Origin of the sequence: Lacisediminihabitans changchengi, from assembly GCF_016634425.1 — a bacterium.
Classification (GTDB): domain Bacteria; phylum Actinomycetota; class Actinomycetes; order Actinomycetales; family Microbacteriaceae; genus Lacisediminihabitans; species Lacisediminihabitans changchengi.
On the sequence record NZ_JAEPES010000001.1, the window covers coordinates 930,992 to 952,607 of the forward strand.

Genomic DNA, 21,616 nt, shown 5'->3' on the forward strand with positions numbered 1-21,616 from the left:
GCACATCGTCTATGGGTGTGCAAGCGGGGGGACTGGGCGACGGCCTGCGGCTGGCAAGCACATTCGAGTATAAGAGAATTCTGAGCCGTTCCGGTCTCGGAGGCGGCATCCTCTGGGCTTTGTCCCGGACGGTACACCTTATGATCGAAGGCGAGCGCGGCCGGAGTTCGCGGTCAGGCAGGCCACGATCAACCTGGCGGTGAGATGGAGCGATGGACGTAGCGGTGGAGGCGCCCGTTGTGCAGCAGCACATCGGACTGAAGCGCACGGTTCGGGCATACATAGCGCTGACCAAGCCGCGAGTGATCGAACTCCTCCTGGTGACGACAGCCCCGGTGATGATCCTGGCCCAGGGGGGGATACCCAACCTCTGGCTGGTGCTGGCGACTCTCGTGGGGGGCGCACTGAGCGCCGGTTCGGCCGGTGCGTTCAACTGCTACATCGATCGCGACATCGACCGCGTGATGAAGCGCACGAGCTCCCGACCCCTCGTCACCGGCGAGTTGAGCGACCGACAGGCGCTGATCTTCGCGTGGGTGCTCGGCATCGGGTCGATTCTCTGGCTCGGCCTTCTCGTGAACTGGCTGTCCGCCGCGCTGTCGCTCGCGGCCATCCTGATCTATGTCGTGCTGTACACGATGGTGTTGAAGCGCCGCACGCCGCAGAACATCGTCTGGGGCGGAGCGGCGGGCTGTGTTCCGGTGCTCATCGGCTGGTCGGCCGTCACCAACTCGCTCGGCTGGGCGCCGCTCATCCTGTTCGGCGTGGTGTTCCTGTGGACGCCGCCGCACTACTGGCCGCTGTCGATGCGCTACCGCGACGACTATTCGTCGGCAAGCGTTCCCATGCTCGGCGTCGTGCGTGGCCGTATGATCGTCGGCCTCCAGGTCGTGCTGTACGCCTGGGCGACCGTCGCCTGCTCGCTGCTGCTGATCCCGGTCGCGCACATGGGCATCGTCTACACCGCGACCGCTGTTCTCGCTGGCGCTTGGTTCTTGTACGAGTCGCATCGGCTGTACTCGATGGCCATCCGTCACGGCAAGGTGAGCCCGATGCGCGTCTTCCACAGCTCGATCACGTATCTCACCGTCCTATTCGTCGCGGTCGGCGTTGACCCGCTCGTGCCGTTCTTCCGCTTCTGACCCCCCCCGTTTCCGCTTCTCAGACCCAAGGCCATCTCATCCGCACCCCATTCGCCTGGCTTTCCGACCGAGTGACCCTCGGGGAGCGAGCTCTGCGCTGGGGGACCACGGCATCTCTCGTGCTCAGCGTTCTCATCGTGCTGGCGGGCGGTGTCGTGCGGGTCACCGCCTCCGGCCTCGGCTGCCCGACCTGGCCGGCCTGCGAGGTGGGCTCGCTCGCGCCAACGCCCGAGCTCGGCATCCACGGGGTGATCGAGTTCGCCAATCGACTGTTCACCGGCGTGCTGATCTTCGCCGTCGGCTGGGCCATTGTCGCGGCACGACTGCAGAAGCCGCGTAATCGCGGGCTGACCCGCCTGGCCTGGTCCCAGTTCTGGCTGGTGGTGGCGAACGCCGTCGCCGGTGGGCTTTCCGTCTTGGCGGGTCTCAACCCGTACGTCGTCGCGCTGCACTTCACGCTGGCGATCGCGCTGCTGACCACCACGACCCTGACCTGGCACCGCGCACGGCAGCCCATTACCTCCCCGCCCTCCCCGTCGCGGCCGGCCCGCGCCCTCGCCTGGGCCGTGACGATACTCACGCTGGCGCTGATCCTCGTCGGTACCCTCGTCACGGGATCCGGTCCCCACTCCGGCGACTCCGCCGAAGTGCATCGGATGTCGTTCAACTGGGAGCACGTCACGATCGTTCACGCGGTGCTCGGTTCGCTCACCGTGATTCTCGCGTTGGCGCTGTGGGTGGTTCTGCGCGGCGATGCCGCCGGGCGGCTCGCTCGCCGTCGCGTCGGCTTCTTCATCGTCGTCGTCATCCTGCAGGGGGCGGTGGGAACGGTGCAGGCTCTCACCAGCCTTCCGGCCGCGTTGGTCGCCATCCATCTGCTTGGCGCGGCGCTGGTCTGGATCGGTGCGCTGCGCGTGCTTCTCGACACCAACCCCGGTCTGTTTCGAGGTCGGCCCGTCGAGCGAGCAGCGGTACCCGTGAATACCGTGGGCGCCCGCTGAGACTCGGCCGAGCCCTGTAGAATCGTCGGTATTGTCTTCGCCGCCGCCACAGCCTGCTGAACAGGTCTTGGCCGCGGGAATGCGCGGCCCCATGGCTCGTGTTCACAGTGGACAGGAAAGAGGAAAGCGCATGTCAGACATCCTGATCGATCGCCCAGAGCTAGAGAGTCTCGGCATCTACGAGTTCGGCTGGTCCGACTCCGACGTCGCTGGGGCCTCCGCCAGACGCGGAATCTCTCCCGAGGTCGTCGCCGACATCTCCGCTCTCAAGAGCGAGCCGGAATGGATGCTCAAGAACCGCCTGAAGGCGCTCGCGCTGTTCTACAAGAAGCCCATGCCCGCGTGGGGTGCCGACCTTTCCGGCATCGACTTCGACAACATCAAGTACTTCGTGCGCTCTACCGAGAAGCAGGCGCAGACCTGGGACGACCTCCCCGACGACATCAAGAGCACCTACGAGAAGCTCGGCATTCCCGAGGCTGAGCGTCAGCGCCTGGTCTCCGGTGTCGCCGCCCAGTACGAGTCCGAGGTCGTCTACCACACGATCAACAAGGAGCTCGAGGAGAAGGGTGTCATCTTCATGGACACCGACACCGCTCTGCGCGAGCATCCCGAGCTGTTCCAGGAGTACTTCGGCACGGTCATCCCGTCGGGTGACAACAAGTTCGCCGCTCTGAACACGTCGGTCTGGTCGGGCGGTTCATTCGTTTACGTTCCGAAGGGCGTGCACGTCTCGATCCCGCTGCAGGCCTACTTCCGCATCAACACCGAAAATATGGGCCAGTTCGAGCGCACGCTGATCATCGCCGATGAGGGTTCGTACGTTCACTACATCGAGGGCTGCACCGCCCCGATCTACAAGTCCGATTCGCTGCACTCCGCAGTGGTCGAGATCATCGTGAAGAAGAACGCCCGCGTTCGCTACACGACGATTCAGAATTGGTCGAACAACGTCTACAACCTGGTCACCAAGCGCGCTATCGCGCACGAGGGCGCCACCATGGAGTGGATCGATGGCAACATCGGATCCAAGGTCACCATGAAGTACCCCTCGATCTACCTGGTCGGCGAGCGTGCCAAGGGCGAGACCCTGTCCGTCGCCTTCGCCGGTCCCGGCCAGCACCAGGATGCCGGAGCCAAGATGATCCACATGGCTCCGTACACGCAGTCATCCATCGTCTCCAAGTCGATCGCCCGTGGCGGTGGACGCACCGGCTACCGCGGCGAGGTGCGTATCGCCGAGGGCGCGCATCACTCCGCGAACACCGTGCGATGCGACGCGCTGTTGGTCGACTCGATCTCTCGCTCTGACACGTATCCGACCACGGACATCCGCGAAGACGACGTGCAGATGGGCCACGAGGCAACCGTCTCGCGGGTCAGCGCCGAACAGTTGTTCTACCTGCAGTCCCGGGGTCTGCCCGAGGACGAGGCCATGGCCATGATCGTCCGCGGCTTCATCGAGCCGATTTCCCGCGAGTTGCCGATGGAATACGCACTCGAACTCAACAAGCTCATCGAAATGGGCATGGAAGGGTCTGTCGGCTAGATGACCGCCCCAGCACCAATCGTCACCACCACAACCACCCCATCACCAGAGCACTCCCGCCTCGGCTCCAAGCAGCACAGCGACGGAGGCTGGGGACTCGTTCCCGTCCAGGTGCGGTCCGCGCGCTTCGCGTCGTTCGAGGTCGGTGACTTCGAGGCGGTGACCGGCCGCGAGGTCGAGTGGAAGTACACGCCGATCCCGAAGATCCAGCCGCTGCTCGCCGACAGCATCCTGGGCACTCCTCTCGAGCCGGGAACGGTGCTCGGCGACGGTGCGACCGTCGAATGGATCGAGCGCTCTGACGCGCGCGTCGGCTCGGCTGGCAAGCCCGAAGAGCGCGCCTCTGCCGCGGCCTGGTCGAGTGTCGAGAAGGCTCTTGCCATCACCGTCAGCGGCGAAGACCACAGCACCACGACCGTCGACCGCACCGGCCTCGGCCGCGACGCTCGCGCGGCACACACCGTGATCACCGCGACCAAGCACAGCAACAGCACGGTCATCCTGCTCGGCAGCGGCGACGCGATGTTCAGCGAGAACGTCGAGATCATCGTCGAAGACGGCGCGATCCTCACCGTGGTCACCGTGCAGGAGTGGGCCTCCGACGCCGTTCACCTGGCGAGTCACTTCGCCGAGGTCGGGCGCGACGCGAAGCTTCGGCACGTGGTCGTTTCGCTCGGAGGCGAGGTCGTGCGGGTCAACCCGTCCGTCCACCTGTCGAGCGAGGGCGGATCGGTCGAGCTGTTCGGCGCGTACTTCGCCGATGCCGGTCAATACCTCGAACAGCAGGTGTTCGTGAATCACGACGCCCCGAACACGGTCTCGCGCGTCACCTACAAGGGTGCCCTGCAGGGCGAGGGTGCACACACCGTCTGGATCGGTGATGTGCTGATCAAGCCAACAGCATCCGGCACAGACAGCTACGAGCAGAACCGCAACCTGCTGCTCACCGACGGCGCTCGCGCGGACTCGGTGCCGAACCTCGAGATCGAGACCGGCGACATCGCCGGTGCCGGTCACGCCAGCGCCAGCGGGCGTTTCGACGACGAACAGCTGTTCTATCTGCAGGCCCGCGGCATCGAGGAGCACGATGCCCGGCGTCTAGTGGTCCTCGGCTTCCTCGCCGAGGTCGTGCAGAAAATCGGTTCCCCCGACCTCGAGGCGCGCCTGCAGGCCGTCATCGAATCCGAGCTCGCTGGCAACAGCGGAAAGGCAGCATGACGGTGAGCACCATCAAGATCTGTGCAGAAGAGGATGTCGCGCTCGGCTCGGCCGTGCGCGTCACCATCGACGGCACGGCCATCGCCGTCGTGCGGGACTCCGCCGGGGCCGTTCACGCCATCGGCGACGTCTGCACCCACGGCGACATCTCGCTGTCCGAGGGTTTCGTCGAAGACGACACCCTCGAGTGCTGGGCTCACGGCTCCAAATTCTCGCTTCTGAGCGGTAAGCCGCTCACCCTGCCGGCCTACGACCCGGTGCCCGTCTTCGCAGTCAGCATCGTCGACGGCGACGTCTACATCGACCCGACGCCCGTTGTCGTTGACTAAAAACGGCGCGGAATAGAAAGCAGCAAATTATGTCAGTCCTCGAAATCAAGGACCTGCACGTCTCCGTCGAGACCGAGCAGGGCACCAAGCAAATCCTCAAGGGTGTCGACCTGGTCGTGAAGACCGGGGAGATCCACGCGATCATGGGGCCGAACGGCTCCGGTAAGTCGACCCTCGCGTACACGATCGCCGGGCATCCCAAGTACACGGTCGACAGCGGTTCGATCACGCTCGACGGCGAAGACGTGCTCGCGATGACCGTCGACGCTCGCGCCCGCGCCGGTCTGTTCCTGGCGATGCAGTATCCGGTGGAGATCCCCGGTGTTGCGGTGACCAACTTCCTGCGCACCGCCAAGACGGCGATCGACGGCGAGGCGCCGTCGATCCGCACCTGGGGCAAAGACGTCAAGGCGTCGATGAAGAACCTCCGCATGGACTCGTCCTTCGCCGAGCGCAACGTCAACGAGGGGTTCTCCGGTGGCGAGAAGAAGCGTCACGAGATCCTGCAGCTCGAACTACTGAAGCCGAAGTTCGCCGTACTCGACGAGACCGACTCCGGACTGGATGTCGACGCGCTCAAGATCGTGTCGGAGGGCGTCAACCGTGCCAAGGCGAACACCGACCTCGGACTCCTGCTGATCACCCACTACACGCGCATCCTCCGCTACATCACGCCGGACTTCGTCCACGTCTTCGTCGACGGTCGCGTCGCCGAGGAGGGCGGCCCCGAGCTCGCCGATCGTCTCGAAAACGAGGGCTACGACCGCTTCCTCACCGACGTGGCCGAGGAAGAGAACGTGAGCTGACCATGGCCGTCGCACTGGAACCGAAATTCTTCGACCAGGTCGAAGAGGCGTTGAAGGATGTCGTCGACCCCGAGCTCGGCGTCAATGTCGTCGATCTCGGCCTGATCTACGACCTCACCTGGGACGAAGAGTACAAGGCACTCATCATCAGCATGACGCTGACCTCGGCCGGGTGCCCGCTGACCGATGTGATCGAGGAAGAGACCGCTCAGGCGCTCGACGGCATCGTCGAGCAATTCCGCATCAACTGGGTGTGGATGCCGCCGTGGGGCCCGGAGAAGATCACCGACGATGGTCGCGACATGATGCGGGCCCTCGGCTTCTCGATGTAGTCACGGCCGCGCGGCATCCGTCCCTCGGACTGGGTGGACGCCACGCTCCTCGACCGCTGGTCTTGCGCGGTAGTCTTCATCCGATGGACCAGACTCGGGGGAAGAGCGGCACGTCTGACGAGCGTCGGCGGGTGAGACTGCGACGCTCGGTCGTGCAGTCGCAGCTGTTGGTCGCCGCCTCGATGCTGGTGCTTGCCTGCCTCGCCATCGCGCTCGACTCGGAGGCTTTGGAGTCGCCGATCTTCCTCTGTGGCCTGGGCGTGGAGTTCGTGGCGACCACCTACGCGCTGCTGATCCCCTGGTCGGAGAAGATCGCGCGTTTTGCAACCGTCCTGCCTATCGTCAACATCGTGGCGATCGTGCTAGTCCGCGAGGGGCGTCCCGAACTGGGTGCCGGCCTGCTTTTGGTGCTGCCGATCATGTGGATGGCACGACACAACGGTCTCGCTGGGACCATCGGCGGCGTGGGGTTCGCCACGGTGCTGTTGTGGGGCGGCACGGCGCTCACCGGGTTGCCGACGATAGGGTCCGCCTACGTCGTGCTCCTGCTTCTCCCCATGACGCTCGCCTTCGTGGCCACGGCGACTCATGCCACGGCGCGACGCAACATCAGCCAGCGCATCCTGCTCCAGCAACAGGCGCAGCTCGTGGAACGGGCATACGCCCGCGCGCGGAAGCAGGAGCTGTTCCGCAACGAGGTTCTCGATGCGGTCAGCTTCGGGGTGCTGGCGTTCGACCGCGAGGGCAACCTCACGCTCATGAACGAGGCGCATCGACTCTCCCTCGCCACATTCCACACACCGGCGGGATCCATCGTGCACCCCGTGGCATACCGTTCTGACCGGGTGACCGCGTTCTCGTCGGAGGAGCGCCCCATGGGCCGTGCGCTGCGCGGTGAGTCGTTCGATGACGAGACCATCTGGGTCGGCGAGCCCGGCTCGCGCCGAGCAGCGTATGCCGTCACCTCCCGGCCACTCTCGACGCCGGACGGCGAATACGACGGCCAGGTCGTGGTGGTGCGCGACATCACGCGGGAGCTCGACGCCGTCGAAGCGAGGGATGACCTGGTGGCGTCGGTCTCGCACGACCTGCGCACGCCGATCACTTCGATCCTCGGTTACCTGGAGCTCGTGCTCGAAGACGACGGGATCGACGAAAAGAACCGCAAGATGGTCGGGATCGCCCACCGAAACTCCGAACGGCTGCTCGCGCTGGTGTCCGATCTGATGCACGTGGCGAGTCAAGCCGATGCGCGGGCCCCGATGACCTTCCAGCCCTACGACGTCGGCTACACGGTAGACGAAGCGGTGGAGTCGCAGCGGCCGATGATCGAGGGGCAGGGTCTGCGGCTGGAGGCGGACATCGACGACCAGGCAATGTGTGTCGTCGATCCCCTGCGGATGCGCCAAGTGCTCGACAACCTGTTGACCAACGCGGTCAAATACAACCGGCCAGGGGGAGTGGTGCGCGTGACCTTGCGAGACGACGGAGAATTCGTGCGAATAGCGGTATCGGACACCGGAGTCGGAATCTCCGAGACCGATCAGAAGCGCCTGTTCGAGCGGTATTTTCGCGCCGAATCTGCTCGCCAGTCCTCCGTGCACGGCTCCGGTCTCGGCCTCAACATCACCGCGGAGATCATCGCGGAGCACGGCGGTGAGCTGCTGGTGTCGAGCGAGCCGGGCGTGGGTTCCAGATTCGAGATCGTGCTTCCTTCGCTTGGCTCCGCGACGTCGGTCGTCGGCCCAGGAACCGTGATGGGAGCCCCGTGATTCTGGATGCCACCACGCTCTCGCTGGTCGAGGGGCTAGTGTTTCTCACCACCGGGGCGACCTTCATCCTCGGCACGGTGTTGGGCCGAACCACTGCGGTCGGACGGGTGTGGAGCGCGGCATTCGCGGTCGGCATCCTCGCGGTGATGTGCTTCGGGGTGTCCGGCATCATCGAGGGCAACCTTCGGACCATCAACGCCATCGGATGCGCCGCGTTCTCTGCGGCGATCGCCATCATGTGGAGCGGTTGTCGCGTGGCCAACGGCCGCGGCAGTCTTGCCTGGGTGGCGGCCATCGCGGCGAGTGCGGCCGGCCCAGTCGTCTACCTCGACGATCCGGCATACGGTCAGTGGGCGGGCTCGCTGCCCTTCTTTCTACTCGTGGCGGTACTGGCAGCGCTCGTGGCGGTCGAGACCCTGCGCGGCCGATTGCTCCACGACTCGAATGCCTCTGCGCTCACCGCAATCTTCGCCTTCGCCGCGCTGTTTTACCTGGTGCGCGCGGCGGTGGTGGCCATAGTGGGTGTCCGGTCGCCGATCTTCCTCGACTGGTTCGGCTCGATCACCACCAGCATGGTGGTCATCGTCCTCATCCTGGTCGCCGGCATCTCCATGTCGGCGCTGCGGAACACGCTTCCCTCTGAAGCGGACGATAAGGACACGAGCGGGTCGGGGATCCCCGGCATCGCCGGTCCAGCACTCTTCGATCAGCAGCTGCGGGATTGGCTCCGTCGAGCTCGAATCGATCGGTCACCCCTCATGCTGAGTCTGATCGAGGTCGACGATCTCGACCATCTCACCGCGGTGTTCGGACGCGAATTCGGCGACTTGGCGATCCTTGCCGTCGGTCGTGCGGCCTGCGAGAGCTCGCCCATCGGTTCCGTCGTCGGCCAGGTAGCATCCCGACGGTTCGCGGTGATCTCGGTCGTCGCCGATGCGCGGCGGGTCGCCGATGACATCCAGAACGCCCTGGTGGACCGTCCGCTGGATAGCGTGACCGGCATTCGCGCGGTTGCCACGATCGGGGCCGCAACGACGGTCGAGGCCGGGTACCGGGAGCCCGACCTCATCGCGGCCGCGCAGGCCGCGCTGGATCTAGCGATCGCTGGCGTGGCTGCCCAGACGCCGCCGGCACAGGCGGTCACGGACTGACCGGATCTGATCAGCGCGCGATCGCGATGACTATGGTGTCGGTGGCCGTCTGCTTCGCGTACTGCGCCGACGTCGGCGTCGACTGCAGCAGCAGCTCGTAGGTGAGGTCGAGCGTCACCGACGTCGCCTTCGGATCCAGTGCGGGCAGCACGAACGTCTGGCTGTAGCTGTAGGGGGTCTTGATCAGATAGCCCGGCGTGATGCTCGCCTGGTCGGCGATCGGGGCGGGTGCCGGCAGGGACTTATTACCGTCCGAGACCGCGACCACCGCGCTCACCTTGGAAAGATAGACCTGCTGGCCGTCGTCGGGGGTTAGTGCCCCGGTCAACGAGAAGCTCAGGGGCTTGTTCGCGCCAGCCGTCCACTTGTCCATCGCTAGGTCGGACCAGTAGTTCACCGTCAGGCCGATGCTGCCCGCGGTGAGCGCGCGCTTGGTCGATCCGGTGGCGAGATCGTTTGTGATGGTGCGGATTGTGGGGCTCGCGGTCGGGGAGGGGCTGGAGCTGGACGCGGATCCCTTGTCCAACCACGGGGGAGTACCACATCCGGTGAGGCCCAGGAGGACTGCCGACGCCGCGATTGTCGCGATTGCCGTGCTGGTGACGCGCCGACTGATCATGATGCCCCCCGATGACTCTGCTTCCGCGAGGATACATGGCTTCCGCCGAAATACGTGGCCGAGTGTCCCGCGCCGGATTTCGCACGCGAAAGGGGGGTGGGAAAGCGTCGATGCGCCTGTGATGATGGTAGACGTACAGGTCTACCACGCCCGTACTCCTGGACTGTCCACCCGGGAAGCTGATGAGAAACGGTGTCACGACCATGTCGAACGATGTCACATCCACGCCTGATGCGTCGGTCGAGCCGCACGATTCACTCGTCCCGTTCCGCAAGAACTACGTGCAGTACCACGAAGAGGTCTCCCCACTCGCGTCGGACTTCATCGCGAGCGTCGAGTCGATCGATGTAGAGAAGACCACCATCGGCTGCGTGATCCCCGCCTACAACGAGGCCGAATCGATCGCCGAGGTCATCGAGTCGCTGCTGGCGCAGACGCGGGTGCCCGACGTCATCCATGTCATCGTCAACAACACCACCGACGACACGGTGCGAATCGCCAGCGAGTTCGCCGGGCCGCACACGCGCATCGTCGACGGCGTGGAGCAGAGCACCGAGGTCTATGTCCATGACATCGGGCTGAACCGCGACAAGAAGGTCGGCGCCCTCAACTACGGCTTCACCCTCGTCGAAGGCTGCGACTATCTGCTGGGGGTCGACGGAGACACCACCGCAGAGCCGGATGCCGTGAAGGCACTCGAAGACGAGATCAACTCCGACAGCCGCATCGGCGGCATCTCCGCCATTTACAGCATCGACGACACCCGAGTACACGGCGTCATCCCCTCGTTCCTGATCGCCGGCCAGCGCACGCAGTTCGCGGCCTTCAATATGCAGAATATGCTGCGCGGGCGCAACATGGCGGTGCTCGGTGGGCAGTTCTCCATCTTCTCCGTGCGCGCGCTCAACCAGGCGATGATCGAGAACAAGCAGTCGACCCCCTGGGTGAAAGACAGCGAGGTCGAAGATTCCCTGTTGTCGCTGCAGATCAAGAGCGCGGGCTTCCTCACCAAGATCAGCGCCCAGGCACGGGCGGATGTCGGTGGCATGACCACCCTGCGCGGTCTCGACGCCCAGCAGGTCAAGTGGAATTTCGGCGCCATCGAGCTGATGTGGCCGGGCCAGCGCGGTGACACCAAGGGACAGCCGCTCCACCCGAATCTGCGCCTGCGGTGGCTGGAAAACCTGTCTATGGCCGTCAACGGCGTCACCCGCGTGCTGTTCCTGGTGTTGCTTGTGGCATCTCTGTCGATCCACGCGTTCGTCTTCAGCCCGATCTGGCTGATCCCGCCGGTGGTCGCCGTGCTGCTCAACCTGCGCATCGCGCTGTCGATGAAGAAGCGCAACTGGCGCGATATCCTGTTCGCGGTGCTGGTGATTCCGGCGGAGGTCTATATGGTCATCCGTCTCGGACACTTCTTCCGTGCCTGGACCAAGTTCCTCAGTCGCAAGCAGGTCGACAATTGGGCAGCGCAGGCGAAGGCAGAGCGTGGCTCTGGCAACGCCCACCTGGCTCCGGTCTTCATCTTCCTCCTCGCCGTGGCCATCCTGGTCTTCACGTGGTTCCAACTTGACGTGGTTGTGCAGTCGACCATCCTCTGGATCGGGTGGCCGATCCTGGGGGTCATCACGTTCACGCAGACGATTACCATGCTGGGATCGCTGCTGCGCCGTCACCGCGGTTACAGGGTCTGACCGGGGTCACACCGTTCGCGGACTGCGCTCGGAAGCGAGAAATCCCGGACCCGCGACTCAGAGACTGTCGTCAGCGGTCGAGCGATACCCGACGGCTCCGACCGACTCGATCCAGCGCGGCTCAGTGGAGTTCTCTCCCAGTTTCTTTCGCAGGCTGACGAGCAGTACGTCGATGGCGCGCTTCTCCGCGTCGCTGACGAAGTGGGTGGTGACGAAGCTTTCGCGACGGAGGAGCAGCACGAGGTCGGGCTTCGTGCGCACGCGGCGACCCGACTTGAGTAGAGACGCCAGCAGATCGAACTCGCTGCGGAGCAGCACGACATCGCGACCGTCGACGAACACCTCACCGGACTGGGTGTTCAGCGAAAGGCCGTTGTGCGCCAACCAGCCTTCGCCGCTGGGGACGACGTAGTTATCGATATCGGGCGGTCGGACATCCGCGGCGAAGGTCGACGTAACGACCGGACGCTCGTGGGATGCCTTGGCGCGCTCGGCCGCACGATGTTCGGGCACACGCTGCTCGGTGACAGGGTGCTCCGTGACGGGGTGCTCGGTGACGGGCGGTTGCGCACGCACCGCCTCGGCGATCGCCGACGGAGCGATCTCGATGGTTGCCGGGATGCTCGCTGGAGCCGGCGGCGCGTTGGCGGCGCTGCGCGGACGGCGCAACATCGCCTCGATGCGGGCACGCAACTCGCGAGGACGAAACGGTTTTGTCAGGTAATCGTCAGCACCGGCGCGGAGGCCATCGAGCGTGTCTATCTCGTCCTGCAGAGCGGTCAGCATGACGATGTAAGTGTCGCTGAAAGCTCGGATGCGCCGGGCGACCTCGAAGCCATCCATGCCGGGCATGTTGACATCGAGCGTGACCACCGCCGGCTGGTGATGACGCACCGCCTCGATGCCATCGGGCCCGTTGCCGGTCGCGATGACCTGAAATCCGGCCTGTTGCAGCACCGCTTCCAGCAGATGGCGGATGTCGACCTCGTCTTCGATCACGACGGCAACGCGCATCTCTTCCCCAATCCCCATGGGCATGATCGTAGCAATCAATGCTCCCCGCCCGGGAGCGGATCAGACGCGATTCGTCAGCCGCTCTCGCCGAGCAACTCCAGGGCGCTATGGTCCCACCACTGACCAGCCGCTGGCCCACCGTTGCAGGTTCCATCACTCTCACCGGGCGGCTTGATCCACAGGTTGGCGTCGCGAGCGCCGCCGGAACGGTTGATGGCGGGCTTCTCGCCGAGGCGACGGCCGGCGGGGTTGCACCACACCCCGCTCGAGCCGGCTCCGTTGCGTGACACATCGATCACGTAGTGGGAACCGCCGGTCATCCGGCTGACCTCGTTCGCGTACTTCGTCTCGCGGCCACTGGTGTTGTAGTTGGCGACGTTGGTGGCGAAGCCCCGAACCGAAGAGACCTTGGCCCGGATCAAGAGATCCGCCATCGTCTTGGCGCCGAGCCAGTCGGAATTTCCGCCGTCAAGATAGACCTCGGCGCCGGTGCCGGCGAATTGGGAGGCCGCCGCGCGAACCTGGGCTATGCGAGCATCCTGTCTCCCGCAGCTCGCGCTGAGGGCCAGCGAATCGGGCTCGAGGATCACGATGCTGTCGCGTCCGCGCACACCGTCGGCGATCGCGGCAACCCAGTCGGGATATTCAGCGGCGTCGAGGCCACCGGCGGACTCGGACCCGCAATCGCGATCCGGGATGCCGTAGACGACGAACGTCGGAACGGTCGCGGTGGAGCTGGCTGCTCCTGCGATGCCAGCCACGTAGTTCTCGACCGATGCGGTCGGCTGCTTCTCCGGCGTCAACCAGACACCCGTCGGCGTAGTCACCAGGGGGCGGAAGTCATCGGCGCGTTCGGGTTCGGCGACGATCTCCTGCGCTGCCGACGAGTTCGGGTCGGTGTAGAGATCGAGCCCGGAGAGGTAACGATCTCCACCGGTACTCACCCCACCTGCCGTCTTGGCGATCAGTACCGCCCCCGCGCACAGCACGGCAGCGACAAGCAGCCCAATTGCGAGGACTAGCGCCGGGCTCGGGCGTCGAACGGACGCTGACATCAGGTCAACCGCCGGATCGGCGAGAGCGGGTTCGAGGATGTTGCGCCGCAGATGACGGTGCGGTCCGCACCTGTGCGACGAGCCGTCATCGGGTTACAACCGGCGAGACTCCGTCGAGTCCGCCCGATTGACGCCGAACCAGGCGAGGCGGACGAAACCTGCAGCGATGACCGCCTTGATGATGCCGCCGAAGATGAAGGGGTACAGGCCGTACTGCAGGGTCTCGGTGAGCGTGTAGTGACCGACGACGGCGAGCCAGGGGAGTCCGACGGCGAAGGTCACGACCGTGCCGGCGCCGAAGGAGGCGAGAGCGCCGAGGATCCGGTGATCCCATGAACGCTGGGCGAGCCATCCGGTGAGCGCAGCGGCGGCGGTGAATCCGATGATATAACCGCCGGTTGCGCCGAAGATCACGCCAACGCCGTGGCTGCCGTCGCTGAATACCGGCAACCCCAGGGCGCCGATCACCGCGTAGAGGACCATCGAGAGCGTGCCGCGCACGGCACCGAGCGAACTGCCGACGATAAGAGCAGCCAGGGTCTGGCCCGTGATCGGGACCGGGCCGATCGGCACCGAGATCTGGGCTGCGATGGAAACCAGCGCTGCACCGGCGGCGATGAACACTAGGTCGGTTGCGACCGAGCGGCGCAGAAGCCGGTCGACGAGGGTGGGGCGGCCGAAGGCCAGGCTCACGGTGGTCATGCGTTCTCCTCTGGCGGAACTGTCTGGGAGGGCGCGGACGCTGAGCGCGCGACCCACGATTTATACTAGAGGCCTACCCCACCCCCTCGTCGCTCGAAAAGCGACTAATGAATTGGACTATGCCTGTGCTCGCCGTCAACGGCCTCGAATTGCGTGTTGGCGCACGCATGCTCATGGAGGACGTCACCTTCCGAGTGGAACGCGGCGACAAAATCGGGCTGGTGGGACGTAACGGTGCCGGCAAGACCACGCTGACGAAGATCCTGGCGGGAGAGGGAATGCCGACCGGCGGCACCATCGACCGCACCGGCGAGATCGGCTACCTGCCGCAGGACCCGCGCTCGGGAAACCCGGAAGATCTGGCGCGAACGCGCATCCTGGATGCCCGCGGCCTCGGTCAGCTGATGATCGGTATGGAGAAGGCGGCCACCGAAATGGGCGACGCCGACCCCAAGGTCAGCGAGAAGGCGATGAAGACCTACGGCAACCTGCAGGACCGCTTCACCGCGCTCGGCGGGTATGCGGCTGAGGCGGAGGCCGCGTCTATCGCGAGCAACCTCAGCCTGCCTGACCGCATTCTCGACCAGCCGCTCTCGACCCTCTCGGGTGGGCAGCGCCGCCGCATTGAGCTCGCCCGCATTCTGTTCTCCGGCGCAGACACCATGCTGCTCGACGAGCCCACCAACCACCTCGACGCCGACTCCGTCGTCTGGCTGCGCGAATTCCTGAAGAACTTCCAGGGCGGTCTGATCGTGATCAGCCACGATGTCGAACTGGTCGAAGAGACCGTCAACCGCGTGTTCTATCTCGACGCAAACCGCCAGGTCATCGATATCTACAACATGGGCTGGAAGCACTACCAGCGCCAGCGCGCCGCCGACGAGGAGCGCCGCAAGAAGGAGCGCGTCAACGTCGAGAAGAAGGCGGGCGTGCTGCAGATGCAGGCGGCCAAGTTCGGGGCTAAGGCCTCCAAGGCCGCTGCCGCTCACCAGATGGTGCGTCGGGCGGAGAAGATGCTCTCCGGGCTCGAGGAGGTGCGCGCCGTCGACCGTGTCGCCAAGCTGCGCTTCCCAGAGCCTGCACCGTGTGGTCGCACGCCACTGATGGCATCCAACCTGTCGAAGAGCTACGGATCGCTGGAGATCTTCACCGCGGTAGACCTCGCGATCGACCGCGGCTCGAAGGTGGTCATCCTGGGATTCAACGGTGCCGGAAAGACGACGCTGCTGCGCATCTTGGCCGGCGTCGACCAGCCGGATACCGGACAGCTCGAGCCCGGTCACGGCCTGCGCATCGGCTACTACGCGCAGGAGCACGAGACGATCGACGTCAAGCGCACGGTGCTGCAGAACATGGTGTCGTCGTCGCCGAACATCACCGAGATGGAGGCGCGCCGCGTTCTCGGCTCGTTCCTCTTCACCGGGGATGACGCCACCAAGCCGGCGGGCGTGCTGTCCGGTGGCGAGAAGACCCGTCTGGCCCTTGCGATGATCGTCGTCTCCGGCGCGAATGTGCTGCTGCTCGACGAGCCGACCAACAACCTGGACCCGGCCTCGCGCCTGGAGATCCTTGATGCCCTCGCCAACTACTCTGGCGCCGTCGTGCTGGTCAGCCACGACGAGGGTGCCGTCGAGGCTCTCAACCCGGAGCGGGTGTTGCTGCTACCCGACGGCCAGGAAGACCACTGGAACAAGGACTACCAGGACCTCGTCGCCCTGGCGTAGAACGTCACCGCGTCAGCGGGAGTCGGCCATCGAATCTGAACTCTCCAGCAGCGCGTCTTCGATCTCCGCGTCGCTGCGTGGCTTGGCCAGTTTGCGTCGTTCGCGCTCTGCGGCCTTCTTCCGCTCCTCGGGATCGTCGGCGTTACGAATGCGGTACTCCTGCCGGATCGCATAGGCGAGGCCGAGGAACGCCATGATTCCGAACAGCACCCACTGAATCGCGTACGAGATGTGCAATCCCTCATCGAGGGTGGGAGCCGCCTCGGCAACCGGTCGCGTTGCGGCGGCGGGGGACTCCGAGACCATCAGTCCGTATGCCCCGGTGTAGGTGGGGAGCTTCACCAGCTTGGCCACTGTCGGCAGGTGGATGGTGGCGATCTGGCCGGAGCCGGCGCTGCGTCCGTCGAGGGTGGGCTCGCCCTTCTGCAGGCGGACGACCACCGAAACCTCACCGGCGGCCGGGGCAGGAACGCTGTCAGGCGCATCCTGGTCATTGCCGGTCGGCACGTATCCGCGGTCGACGACGAAGACCGAACCGTCGGCGAGCTTCAGCGGCGTGAGCACCTCGAACCCGGGGTTGCCGTCGAGCGGTCGGTTGCGCACGAGCAATTGGTCTTTCATGAGGTACTCGCCGCGCAGCGCGACCTGCTTCCACTCCTGGTTCGCGGCGAACGCAGTGCGCGAGGGGAGAACATCCGTCAGCGGCGTCGGCGTGCTGTCGAAGTTACGCTGCACGAGCTGATTGGCCGAGCGAGCTTCGTTGGTGCGGTCGACCTGCCACTTCGAGAGTCCGATGCAGACGATCGCGAAGACGATCGCGACGGCGAGATAGCCGAGCCAGCGGCGGGTGAGGGCGAGACGGAGGATCTTCACGCGCGACTCGTTACGTCGGGCACACGGTCGACGGTCGTGCCGACCGCGGTCACCAGCACCGGAAAGTCCCGGGCTTCGAGGTAGTCGCGCAGATAGTCCGCGTGGTCGTCGCAGGCCAGCCAGACCTTGACCCGGTCAGCGGTGTGGATGCGGGGATTGCGCCAGTTGACGTTCCAGGCGGCGGCTTCTCGGCATCCCGCGCGAGAACAGATCGGATCCAGCACCTCGGCGGGATCGAGACCGAGCCCGATCACCGGTGCGACTCGTCATGGCCAGCGGGCGGAGCATCCGCTGGTGTGGGGATGATCGGAGCGACCCGCACGATGCCGCCCGGGCGAAGCACCGGGGCCGACCCGCGCTGCGTCGTCGCGTTCGCCAGCACCACGGCGATGTACGGGAGAACCACCGCGCCGATCGCCGGAAGGAGCAACCACCAGCCTCGAACGAACAGGCAGAGCACGATGCAGACCATGCGGATTGCCATGGCAATCGAGTATTGGATCACGCGACTGCGCCGGTCGTCCTGTGGAGACCGGGGAATGCTGGTTATCGATTGCATCTTCGCCATGGGCAAGCTCAAGCCTACGTCTAGAATCGTGGAAGTTTGCCGGTGCCGCCGGAGCTTTCGGAAGACGACGGACCGCGGCCCCACCTCCACCGAAAGTGAGCCAGCATGTCCACTCCCCGCACCGTTCTCGTCACGGGAGGCAATCGCGGAATCGGCCGCGCCATCGCCGAAGAGTTCATCGCCCAGGGCCACCGCGTCGCGGTCACCGCTCGCTCGGGATCGGGACCGGATGGCGCGCTCACCGTGGTCGCCGACGTCACCGACTCCGCCTCCCTCGATGCGGCCTTCACCGCGGTCGAGGCCGAGCTCGGGCCGGTCGAGGTGGTCGTCGCGAACGCCGGCATCACCAAGGACACCCTGCTGCTGCGCATGAGCGAAGACGACTTCACCTCGGTGATCGACACCAATCTCTCCGGTGCCTTCCGCGTGGTCAAGCGCGCATCGAAGGGCATGCTGAAGGCTCGATTCGGCCGCATCGTGTTGATTTCCAGCGTGGTCGGACTGCTCGGGTCGGCCGGGCAGGTCAACTACTCCGCCTCGAAGAGCGGTCTGATCGGACTCGCCCGCTCGGTGACGCGCGAGCTCGGCGCCCGCGGGATCACGGCGAATGTCGTCGCGCCCGGGTTCATCGAGACCGACATGACCGCGGAGCTTCCCGAGGCCCAGCAGGCCGAGTACAAGAAATCGATCCCGGCCGGGCGTTTCGCCAGTGCGGAGGAGGTCGCCAAGGTGGTCACCTGGATCGCGGGAGACGACGCGGGCTATATCTCCGGCGCGGTCATTCCCGTCGACGGCGGCCTCGGCATGGGGCACTAGCCCGCGGGCTACAACCCCAGCAGTGGCAGAACGCGCGACAGGTCGCGTACGTCGAGCAGGACATCCGCCTCGTCGCGCACCGGCGCCTTGGCGTCGAAGCCGACCGCCAGCCCGGTGATGGCCATCATGGGCAGGTCGTTTGCCCCGTCGCCCACGGCGACGGTATGGGCCAGCGGCACCCCGAAGTCGTTCGCCCAGGCGGTGAGAGTCTGTGCTTTGGCCTGCGCGTCGATGATCGGGCCGACCAGACCGCCGGTCAGGATGCCGTCAGTCACCTCGAGGCGGTTGGCACTCCAGTAGTCGAGGCCGAGATCCTCGGCCAGCTCATCGATCAGCTCGTGGAATCCACCCGATACGACGCCTACGCGACCGCCCGCGGCATGAACACCGGCGATGAGCTCTGGCACGCCCGCGGTGACCCGGATCTTCGCGGCGATGGTTGCGAAGACGCCGTCGGGCAGTCCCGCGAGCGTCGCGACCCTGGCGCGCAGACTCTGCTCGAAGTCCACCTCGCCGTTCATTGCAGAGGCGGTGATCTCGGCCACCGTGGCGCCGGAACCAGCCGCATCGGCGAGCAGCTCGATCACCTCGTTCTCGATGAGGGTGGAATCGACGTCGAGGACTACGAGGAAACGAGGCACCGCCCAAGGGTATCGGGTAGCGCGAAGCGGAAATCGCCTAGGAGACGGTGACGCCCTTGCCGACCACGGTGATGCCCGAGTCTGTCACCGTGAAGCCGCGAGCCCGGTCGGCATCCGCGTCGACGCCCACCGTTGCACCGGGGCTGATCACGACCTCCTTGTCGAGGATCGCGCGACGGATTATCGAGTCGGGCCCGATGCGCACGCGGTCGAAGACGATCGAGTCCACCACCTGGGCGCCAGACTCGACAGTCGCCCACGGCCCGAGCACGCTGCGTTCGATATGGGCACCGGACAGCAACGACCCCAGCGAGACGATCGAGTCGATCGTGGTGCCGAGGTTGCCCTTCGAGTCGCGCACGAACTTCGCCGGCGGCGAGTTGAGCTGCTGGCTGAAGATCGGCCAGTTGCTGTTGTACAGGTTGAAGATCGGTAGGGCAGAGATCAGGTCTTGGTGCGCGTCGAAGAACGACTCGATGGTTCCGACGTCCCGCCAGTAGTAGCGGTCGCGATCGGTGGCGCCGGGAACCTCGTTGCGATTGAGGTCGTAGACCGCGGCGTCACCGCGGGAGACGAAGTCGGGGACGATGTCGCCGCCCATGTCGTGATTGGAGGTCGGCACCTCCCCGTCGCGCAGCACCGCGTCGATCAGCACATCGGCGTCGAAGACGTAGTTACCCATCGAGGCGAGAACCTCGCCAGGCGAATCGGCGAGACCGACGGCATTCTTCGGCTTCTCCAAGAACTGCGCGATGCGGGTGGGGTCGTCGGCGTCGAGCTCGATCACCCCGAACTGGTCGGCCAGCGAGATGGGCTGCCGGATCGCGGCGACCGTGACACCGGCGCCGGAGGCGATGTGGGCGTCGATCATCTGGCTGAAGTCCATGCGATACACGTGGTCAGCACCAACCACGACGACGATGTCGGGCTTTTCGTCGCGCAGCAGGTTGAGCGACTGCAGGATGGCGTCGGCAGAGCCGGCGAACCAGCGCTTGCCGAGACGCTGCTGGGCCGGTACCGAGGCCACGTAAGAACTCGTGATGCCGTCGAGGCGCCAGGTCTGCGAGACGTGCCGGTCGAGACTGTGCGACTTGTACTGGGTCAGTACGACGATCTGCCGAAGCCCCGAATTGATCAGGTTCGACAGGGCGAAATCGATGAGGCGGTAATTGCCGCCGAAGGGGACGGCGGGCTTTGCCCTATCCGCAGTCAGGGGCATAAGCCGCTTACCTTCACCGCCCGCAAGGACAATGCCAAAGATCTTCTTCGATGCCATGGCTCATACAGTACGTGAATGCTGCCCATGTACTAGCGTTCACGGGATGAGAGTCGATCTTTTGACCCGGGAATATCCGCCAGAGGTCTACGGCGGTGCCGGTGTGCACGTCGCAGAACTCGTCAAGGCACTGCGCGTCGACGTCGACGTTCTCGTGCGCTGCTTCGGTCTGCCGCGCGATGAACAGGGCGTGTACGCCTACCTGGTTCCGCCGCAGCTAACCAACGCGAACCCCGCGCTCGCGACACTCGGGGTCGACCTGCAGATGGCGCAGGACTCTGGGGGAGCGGATCTGGTGCACTCACACACCTGGTACGCGAACGGTGCCGGTCAGCTCGCTCAGCTGCTGCACGGCATCCCTCACGTCATCACCGCGCACAGCCTCGAGCCGCTCCGCCCATGGAAGGCCGAGCAACTCGGTGGTGGGTACCGCGTCTCCAGCTGGATCGAGAGCGGCGCGTTTGCGGCGGCCGACGCGATCATCGCCGTGAGCCATGGCATGCGCCGCGACATCCTGCGCTCGTATCCGTTCCTCGACGAGCAGAAGGTCTCGGTTGTGCACAACGGCATCGACCTGACCACATGGGTGCCGACCGAAAACCCCGAGCTGCTGGCCACGCTCGGCATCGACCCGACCCGTCCCTCCGTCGTGTTCGTCGGGCGGATCACGCGGCAAAAGGGTCTTCCGTATCTGCTGCGCGCCGCCGCCCAGCTGCCCAAAGACGTGCAGCTCGTGCTCTGCGCGGGAGCCCCGGACACCCCCGAGATCCTCGCCGAGGTTCGCGAAGGAGTCGCCGAATTGCAGAAAGAGCGCACCGGCGTCGTCTGGATCGAGGAGCTGCTCAGCCAGCCCGACCTCTCCGCCGTGCTCACTGCGGCGACCACCTTCGTCTGCCCGTCGATCTACGAGCCGCTCGGCATTGTGAACCTCGAGGCCATGGCCTGTGGGGCGCCGGTGGTCGGAACGGCGACCGGCGGCATCCCCGAGGTCATCGACGAGGGCGTCACCGGACGACTGGTGCCGATCGAGCAGGCAGAGGACGGTACCGGCACCCCGCTCAACCCGCAGAAGTTCGTGGACGACCTGGCGCGCATCCTCACCGAGGTCGTCAGCGATCCTGAGACGGCGCGCGCAATGGGCGCGGCGGGTCGTGAGCGGGCGGAGCGCGACTTCGGTTGGGCGGCAATCGCGAAGCGGACGCAGGAGGTCTACGCGTCGGTGCTTTCCTAGGGCGTGCCGTCCTAGGGAGTGTCGTCGTAGGACCGTGCTTTCGGAGAAGCACGCTGTCGTAGGGGGCGTGCTGCGCCAGACGGCGCCGTCGGATCGGTAGGGT

Annotated in this window: 22 protein-coding genes; 13 read left to right on the forward strand and 9 right to left on the reverse strand. The window is 65.5% G+C overall.

Features of this window, described 5'->3' with window-relative positions; all coding sequences use genetic code 11:
* The first annotated feature begins 212 nt into the window (after positions 1-212).
* The 9 genes from IV501_RS04365 to IV501_RS04405 all read left to right on the forward strand — a co-directional run bounded on the left by IV501_RS04365 (position 213) and on the right by IV501_RS04405 (position 9,300).
* On the forward strand, positions 213-1,142 hold the full coding sequence (locus IV501_RS04365) for a heme o synthase (protein ID WP_200555144.1): 930 nt from the start codon (positions 213-215) through the stop codon (positions 1,140-1,142).
* A gap of 119 nt (positions 1,143-1,261) precedes the next feature.
* Positions 1,262-2,143 (forward strand): COX15/CtaA family protein, encoded by an 882-nt coding sequence (locus IV501_RS04370; protein WP_200555447.1) that lies wholly within the window; start codon positions 1,262-1,264, stop codon positions 2,141-2,143.
* A 130-nt stretch (positions 2,144-2,273) separates the two neighbouring features.
* The gene (gene sufB / locus IV501_RS04375) at positions 2,274-3,692 is read left to right on the forward strand and encodes a Fe-S cluster assembly protein SufB (RefSeq protein WP_200555145.1); all 1,419 of its coding nucleotides are present in this window, start codon (positions 2,274-2,276) and stop codon (positions 3,690-3,692) included.
* Positions 3,693-4,910, forward strand: coding sequence for a Fe-S cluster assembly protein SufD (sufD, locus tag IV501_RS04380; RefSeq protein WP_200555146.1), 1,218 nt, complete (start codon positions 3,693-3,695; stop codon positions 4,908-4,910).
* Complete coding sequence (locus IV501_RS04385) at positions 4,907-5,239, forward strand: non-heme iron oxygenase ferredoxin subunit (protein WP_200555147.1); 333 nt, start codon at positions 4,907-4,909, stop codon at positions 5,237-5,239. The genes sufD and IV501_RS04385 overlap by 4 nt, the downstream gene beginning before the upstream one ends.
* 29 nt (positions 5,240-5,268) lie before the next feature.
* Positions 5,269-6,045 carry a Fe-S cluster assembly ATPase SufC gene (gene sufC / locus IV501_RS04390; RefSeq protein WP_200555148.1) on the forward strand — a complete coding sequence of 259 codons (777 nt, stop codon included), beginning with the start codon at positions 5,269-5,271 and terminating at the stop codon, positions 6,043-6,045.
* Positions 6,046-6,047: 2 nt separating this feature from the next.
* Positions 6,048-6,377, forward strand: coding sequence for a metal-sulfur cluster assembly factor (locus IV501_RS04395; protein WP_200555149.1), 330 nt, complete (start codon positions 6,048-6,050; stop codon positions 6,375-6,377).
* A gap of 131 nt (positions 6,378-6,508) precedes the next feature.
* Positions 6,509-8,149, forward strand: a complete 1,641-nt coding sequence (locus IV501_RS04400; RefSeq protein WP_200555150.1) for a sensor histidine kinase — start codon at positions 6,509-6,511, stop codon at positions 8,147-8,149.
* Positions 8,146-9,300: a GGDEF domain-containing protein gene (locus tag IV501_RS04405; RefSeq protein WP_200555151.1), complete on the forward strand. Its 1,155-nt coding sequence runs from the start codon at positions 8,146-8,148 to the stop codon at positions 9,298-9,300. Before IV501_RS04400 ends, IV501_RS04405 begins: the two co-directional genes overlap by 4 nt.
* A 10-nt stretch (positions 9,301-9,310) precedes the next feature.
* On the opposite strand, the gene IV501_RS04410 is transcribed toward IV501_RS04405, so the two are convergent.
* On the reverse strand, positions 9,311-9,919 hold the full coding sequence (locus IV501_RS04410) for a hypothetical protein (protein ID WP_200555152.1): 609 nt from the start codon (positions 9,917-9,919) through the stop codon (positions 9,311-9,313).
* A 203-nt stretch (positions 9,920-10,122) separates the two neighbouring features.
* Here IV501_RS04410 and IV501_RS04415 point away from each other — a divergent pair, with 203 nt between their 5' ends.
* The gene (locus IV501_RS04415; RefSeq protein WP_200555153.1) at positions 10,123-11,613 is read left to right on the forward strand and encodes a glycosyltransferase family 2 protein; all 1,491 of its coding nucleotides are present in this window, start codon (positions 10,123-10,125) and stop codon (positions 11,611-11,613) included.
* Between the two features lie 57 nt (positions 11,614-11,670).
* On the opposite strand, the gene IV501_RS04420 is transcribed toward IV501_RS04415, so the two are convergent.
* The 3 genes from IV501_RS04420 to IV501_RS04430 all read right to left on the reverse strand — a co-directional run bounded on the left by IV501_RS04420 (position 11,671) and on the right by IV501_RS04430 (position 14,384).
* The gene (locus tag IV501_RS04420) at positions 11,671-12,645 is read right to left on the reverse strand and encodes a response regulator transcription factor (protein ID WP_200555154.1); all 975 of its coding nucleotides are present in this window, start codon (positions 12,643-12,645) and stop codon (positions 11,671-11,673) included.
* 56 nt (positions 12,646-12,701) lie between these two features.
* Complete coding sequence (locus IV501_RS04425) at positions 12,702-13,682, reverse strand: glycoside hydrolase family 6 protein (protein ID WP_200555155.1); 981 nt, start codon at positions 13,680-13,682, stop codon at positions 12,702-12,704.
* A 93-nt stretch (positions 13,683-13,775) separates the two neighbouring features.
* Positions 13,776-14,384: a biotin transporter BioY gene (locus IV501_RS04430; RefSeq protein ID WP_200555156.1), complete on the reverse strand. Its 609-nt coding sequence runs from the start codon at positions 14,382-14,384 to the stop codon at positions 13,776-13,778.
* 125 nt (positions 14,385-14,509) lie between these two features.
* Between IV501_RS04430 and IV501_RS04435 the strand changes: the two genes are divergently transcribed.
* Positions 14,510-16,108: an ABC-F family ATP-binding cassette domain-containing protein gene (locus tag IV501_RS04435; protein ID WP_307812199.1), complete on the forward strand. Its 1,599-nt coding sequence runs from the start codon at positions 14,510-14,512 to the stop codon at positions 16,106-16,108.
* A 12-nt stretch (positions 16,109-16,120) separates the two neighbouring features.
* Here IV501_RS04435 and IV501_RS04440 read toward each other — a convergent pair whose 3' ends face one another.
* From IV501_RS04440 to IV501_RS04450, 3 genes are read right to left on the reverse strand one after another with little or no spacing between them, the layout of a single operon-like run.
* Complete coding sequence (locus tag IV501_RS04440) at positions 16,121-16,981, reverse strand: SURF1 family cytochrome oxidase biogenesis protein (protein ID WP_200555158.1); 861 nt, start codon at positions 16,979-16,981, stop codon at positions 16,121-16,123.
* The gene (locus IV501_RS04445; RefSeq protein WP_200555159.1) at positions 16,978-17,235 is read right to left on the reverse strand and encodes a hypothetical protein; all 258 of its coding nucleotides are present in this window, start codon (positions 17,233-17,235) and stop codon (positions 16,978-16,980) included. The genes IV501_RS04440 and IV501_RS04445 overlap by 4 nt, the downstream gene beginning before the upstream one ends.
* Positions 17,232-17,549: a DUF3099 domain-containing protein gene (locus tag IV501_RS04450; RefSeq protein WP_200555160.1), complete on the reverse strand. Its 318-nt coding sequence runs from the start codon at positions 17,547-17,549 to the stop codon at positions 17,232-17,234. Before IV501_RS04450 ends, IV501_RS04445 begins: the two co-directional genes overlap by 4 nt.
* Positions 17,550-17,654: 105 nt before the next feature.
* On the opposite strand from IV501_RS04450, the gene fabG reads away from it, so the two are divergent.
* Positions 17,655-18,365 (forward strand): 3-oxoacyl-ACP reductase FabG, encoded by a 711-nt coding sequence (fabG, locus tag IV501_RS04455; RefSeq protein WP_200555161.1) that lies wholly within the window; start codon positions 17,655-17,657, stop codon positions 18,363-18,365.
* A gap of 8 nt (positions 18,366-18,373) precedes the next feature.
* Here fabG and serB read toward each other — a convergent pair whose 3' ends face one another.
* Together serB and glgC are read right to left on the reverse strand one after the other, a co-directional pair.
* A complete protein-coding gene (gene serB, locus IV501_RS04460) occupies positions 18,374-19,006 on the reverse strand; it encodes a phosphoserine phosphatase SerB (RefSeq protein WP_200555162.1) in 633 nt (210 codons plus the stop codon).
* Between the two features lie 37 nt (positions 19,007-19,043).
* On the reverse strand, positions 19,044-20,282 hold the full coding sequence (gene glgC, locus IV501_RS04465) for a glucose-1-phosphate adenylyltransferase (protein ID WP_200555163.1): 1,239 nt from the start codon (positions 20,280-20,282) through the stop codon (positions 19,044-19,046).
* Positions 20,283-20,328: 46 nt separating this feature from the next.
* On the opposite strand from glgC, the gene glgA reads away from it, so the two are divergent.
* A complete protein-coding gene (gene glgA / locus IV501_RS04470) occupies positions 20,329-21,513 on the forward strand; it encodes a glycogen synthase (protein WP_200555164.1) in 1,185 nt (394 codons plus the stop codon).
* The last annotated feature ends 103 nt before the right edge of the window (positions 21,514-21,616 follow it).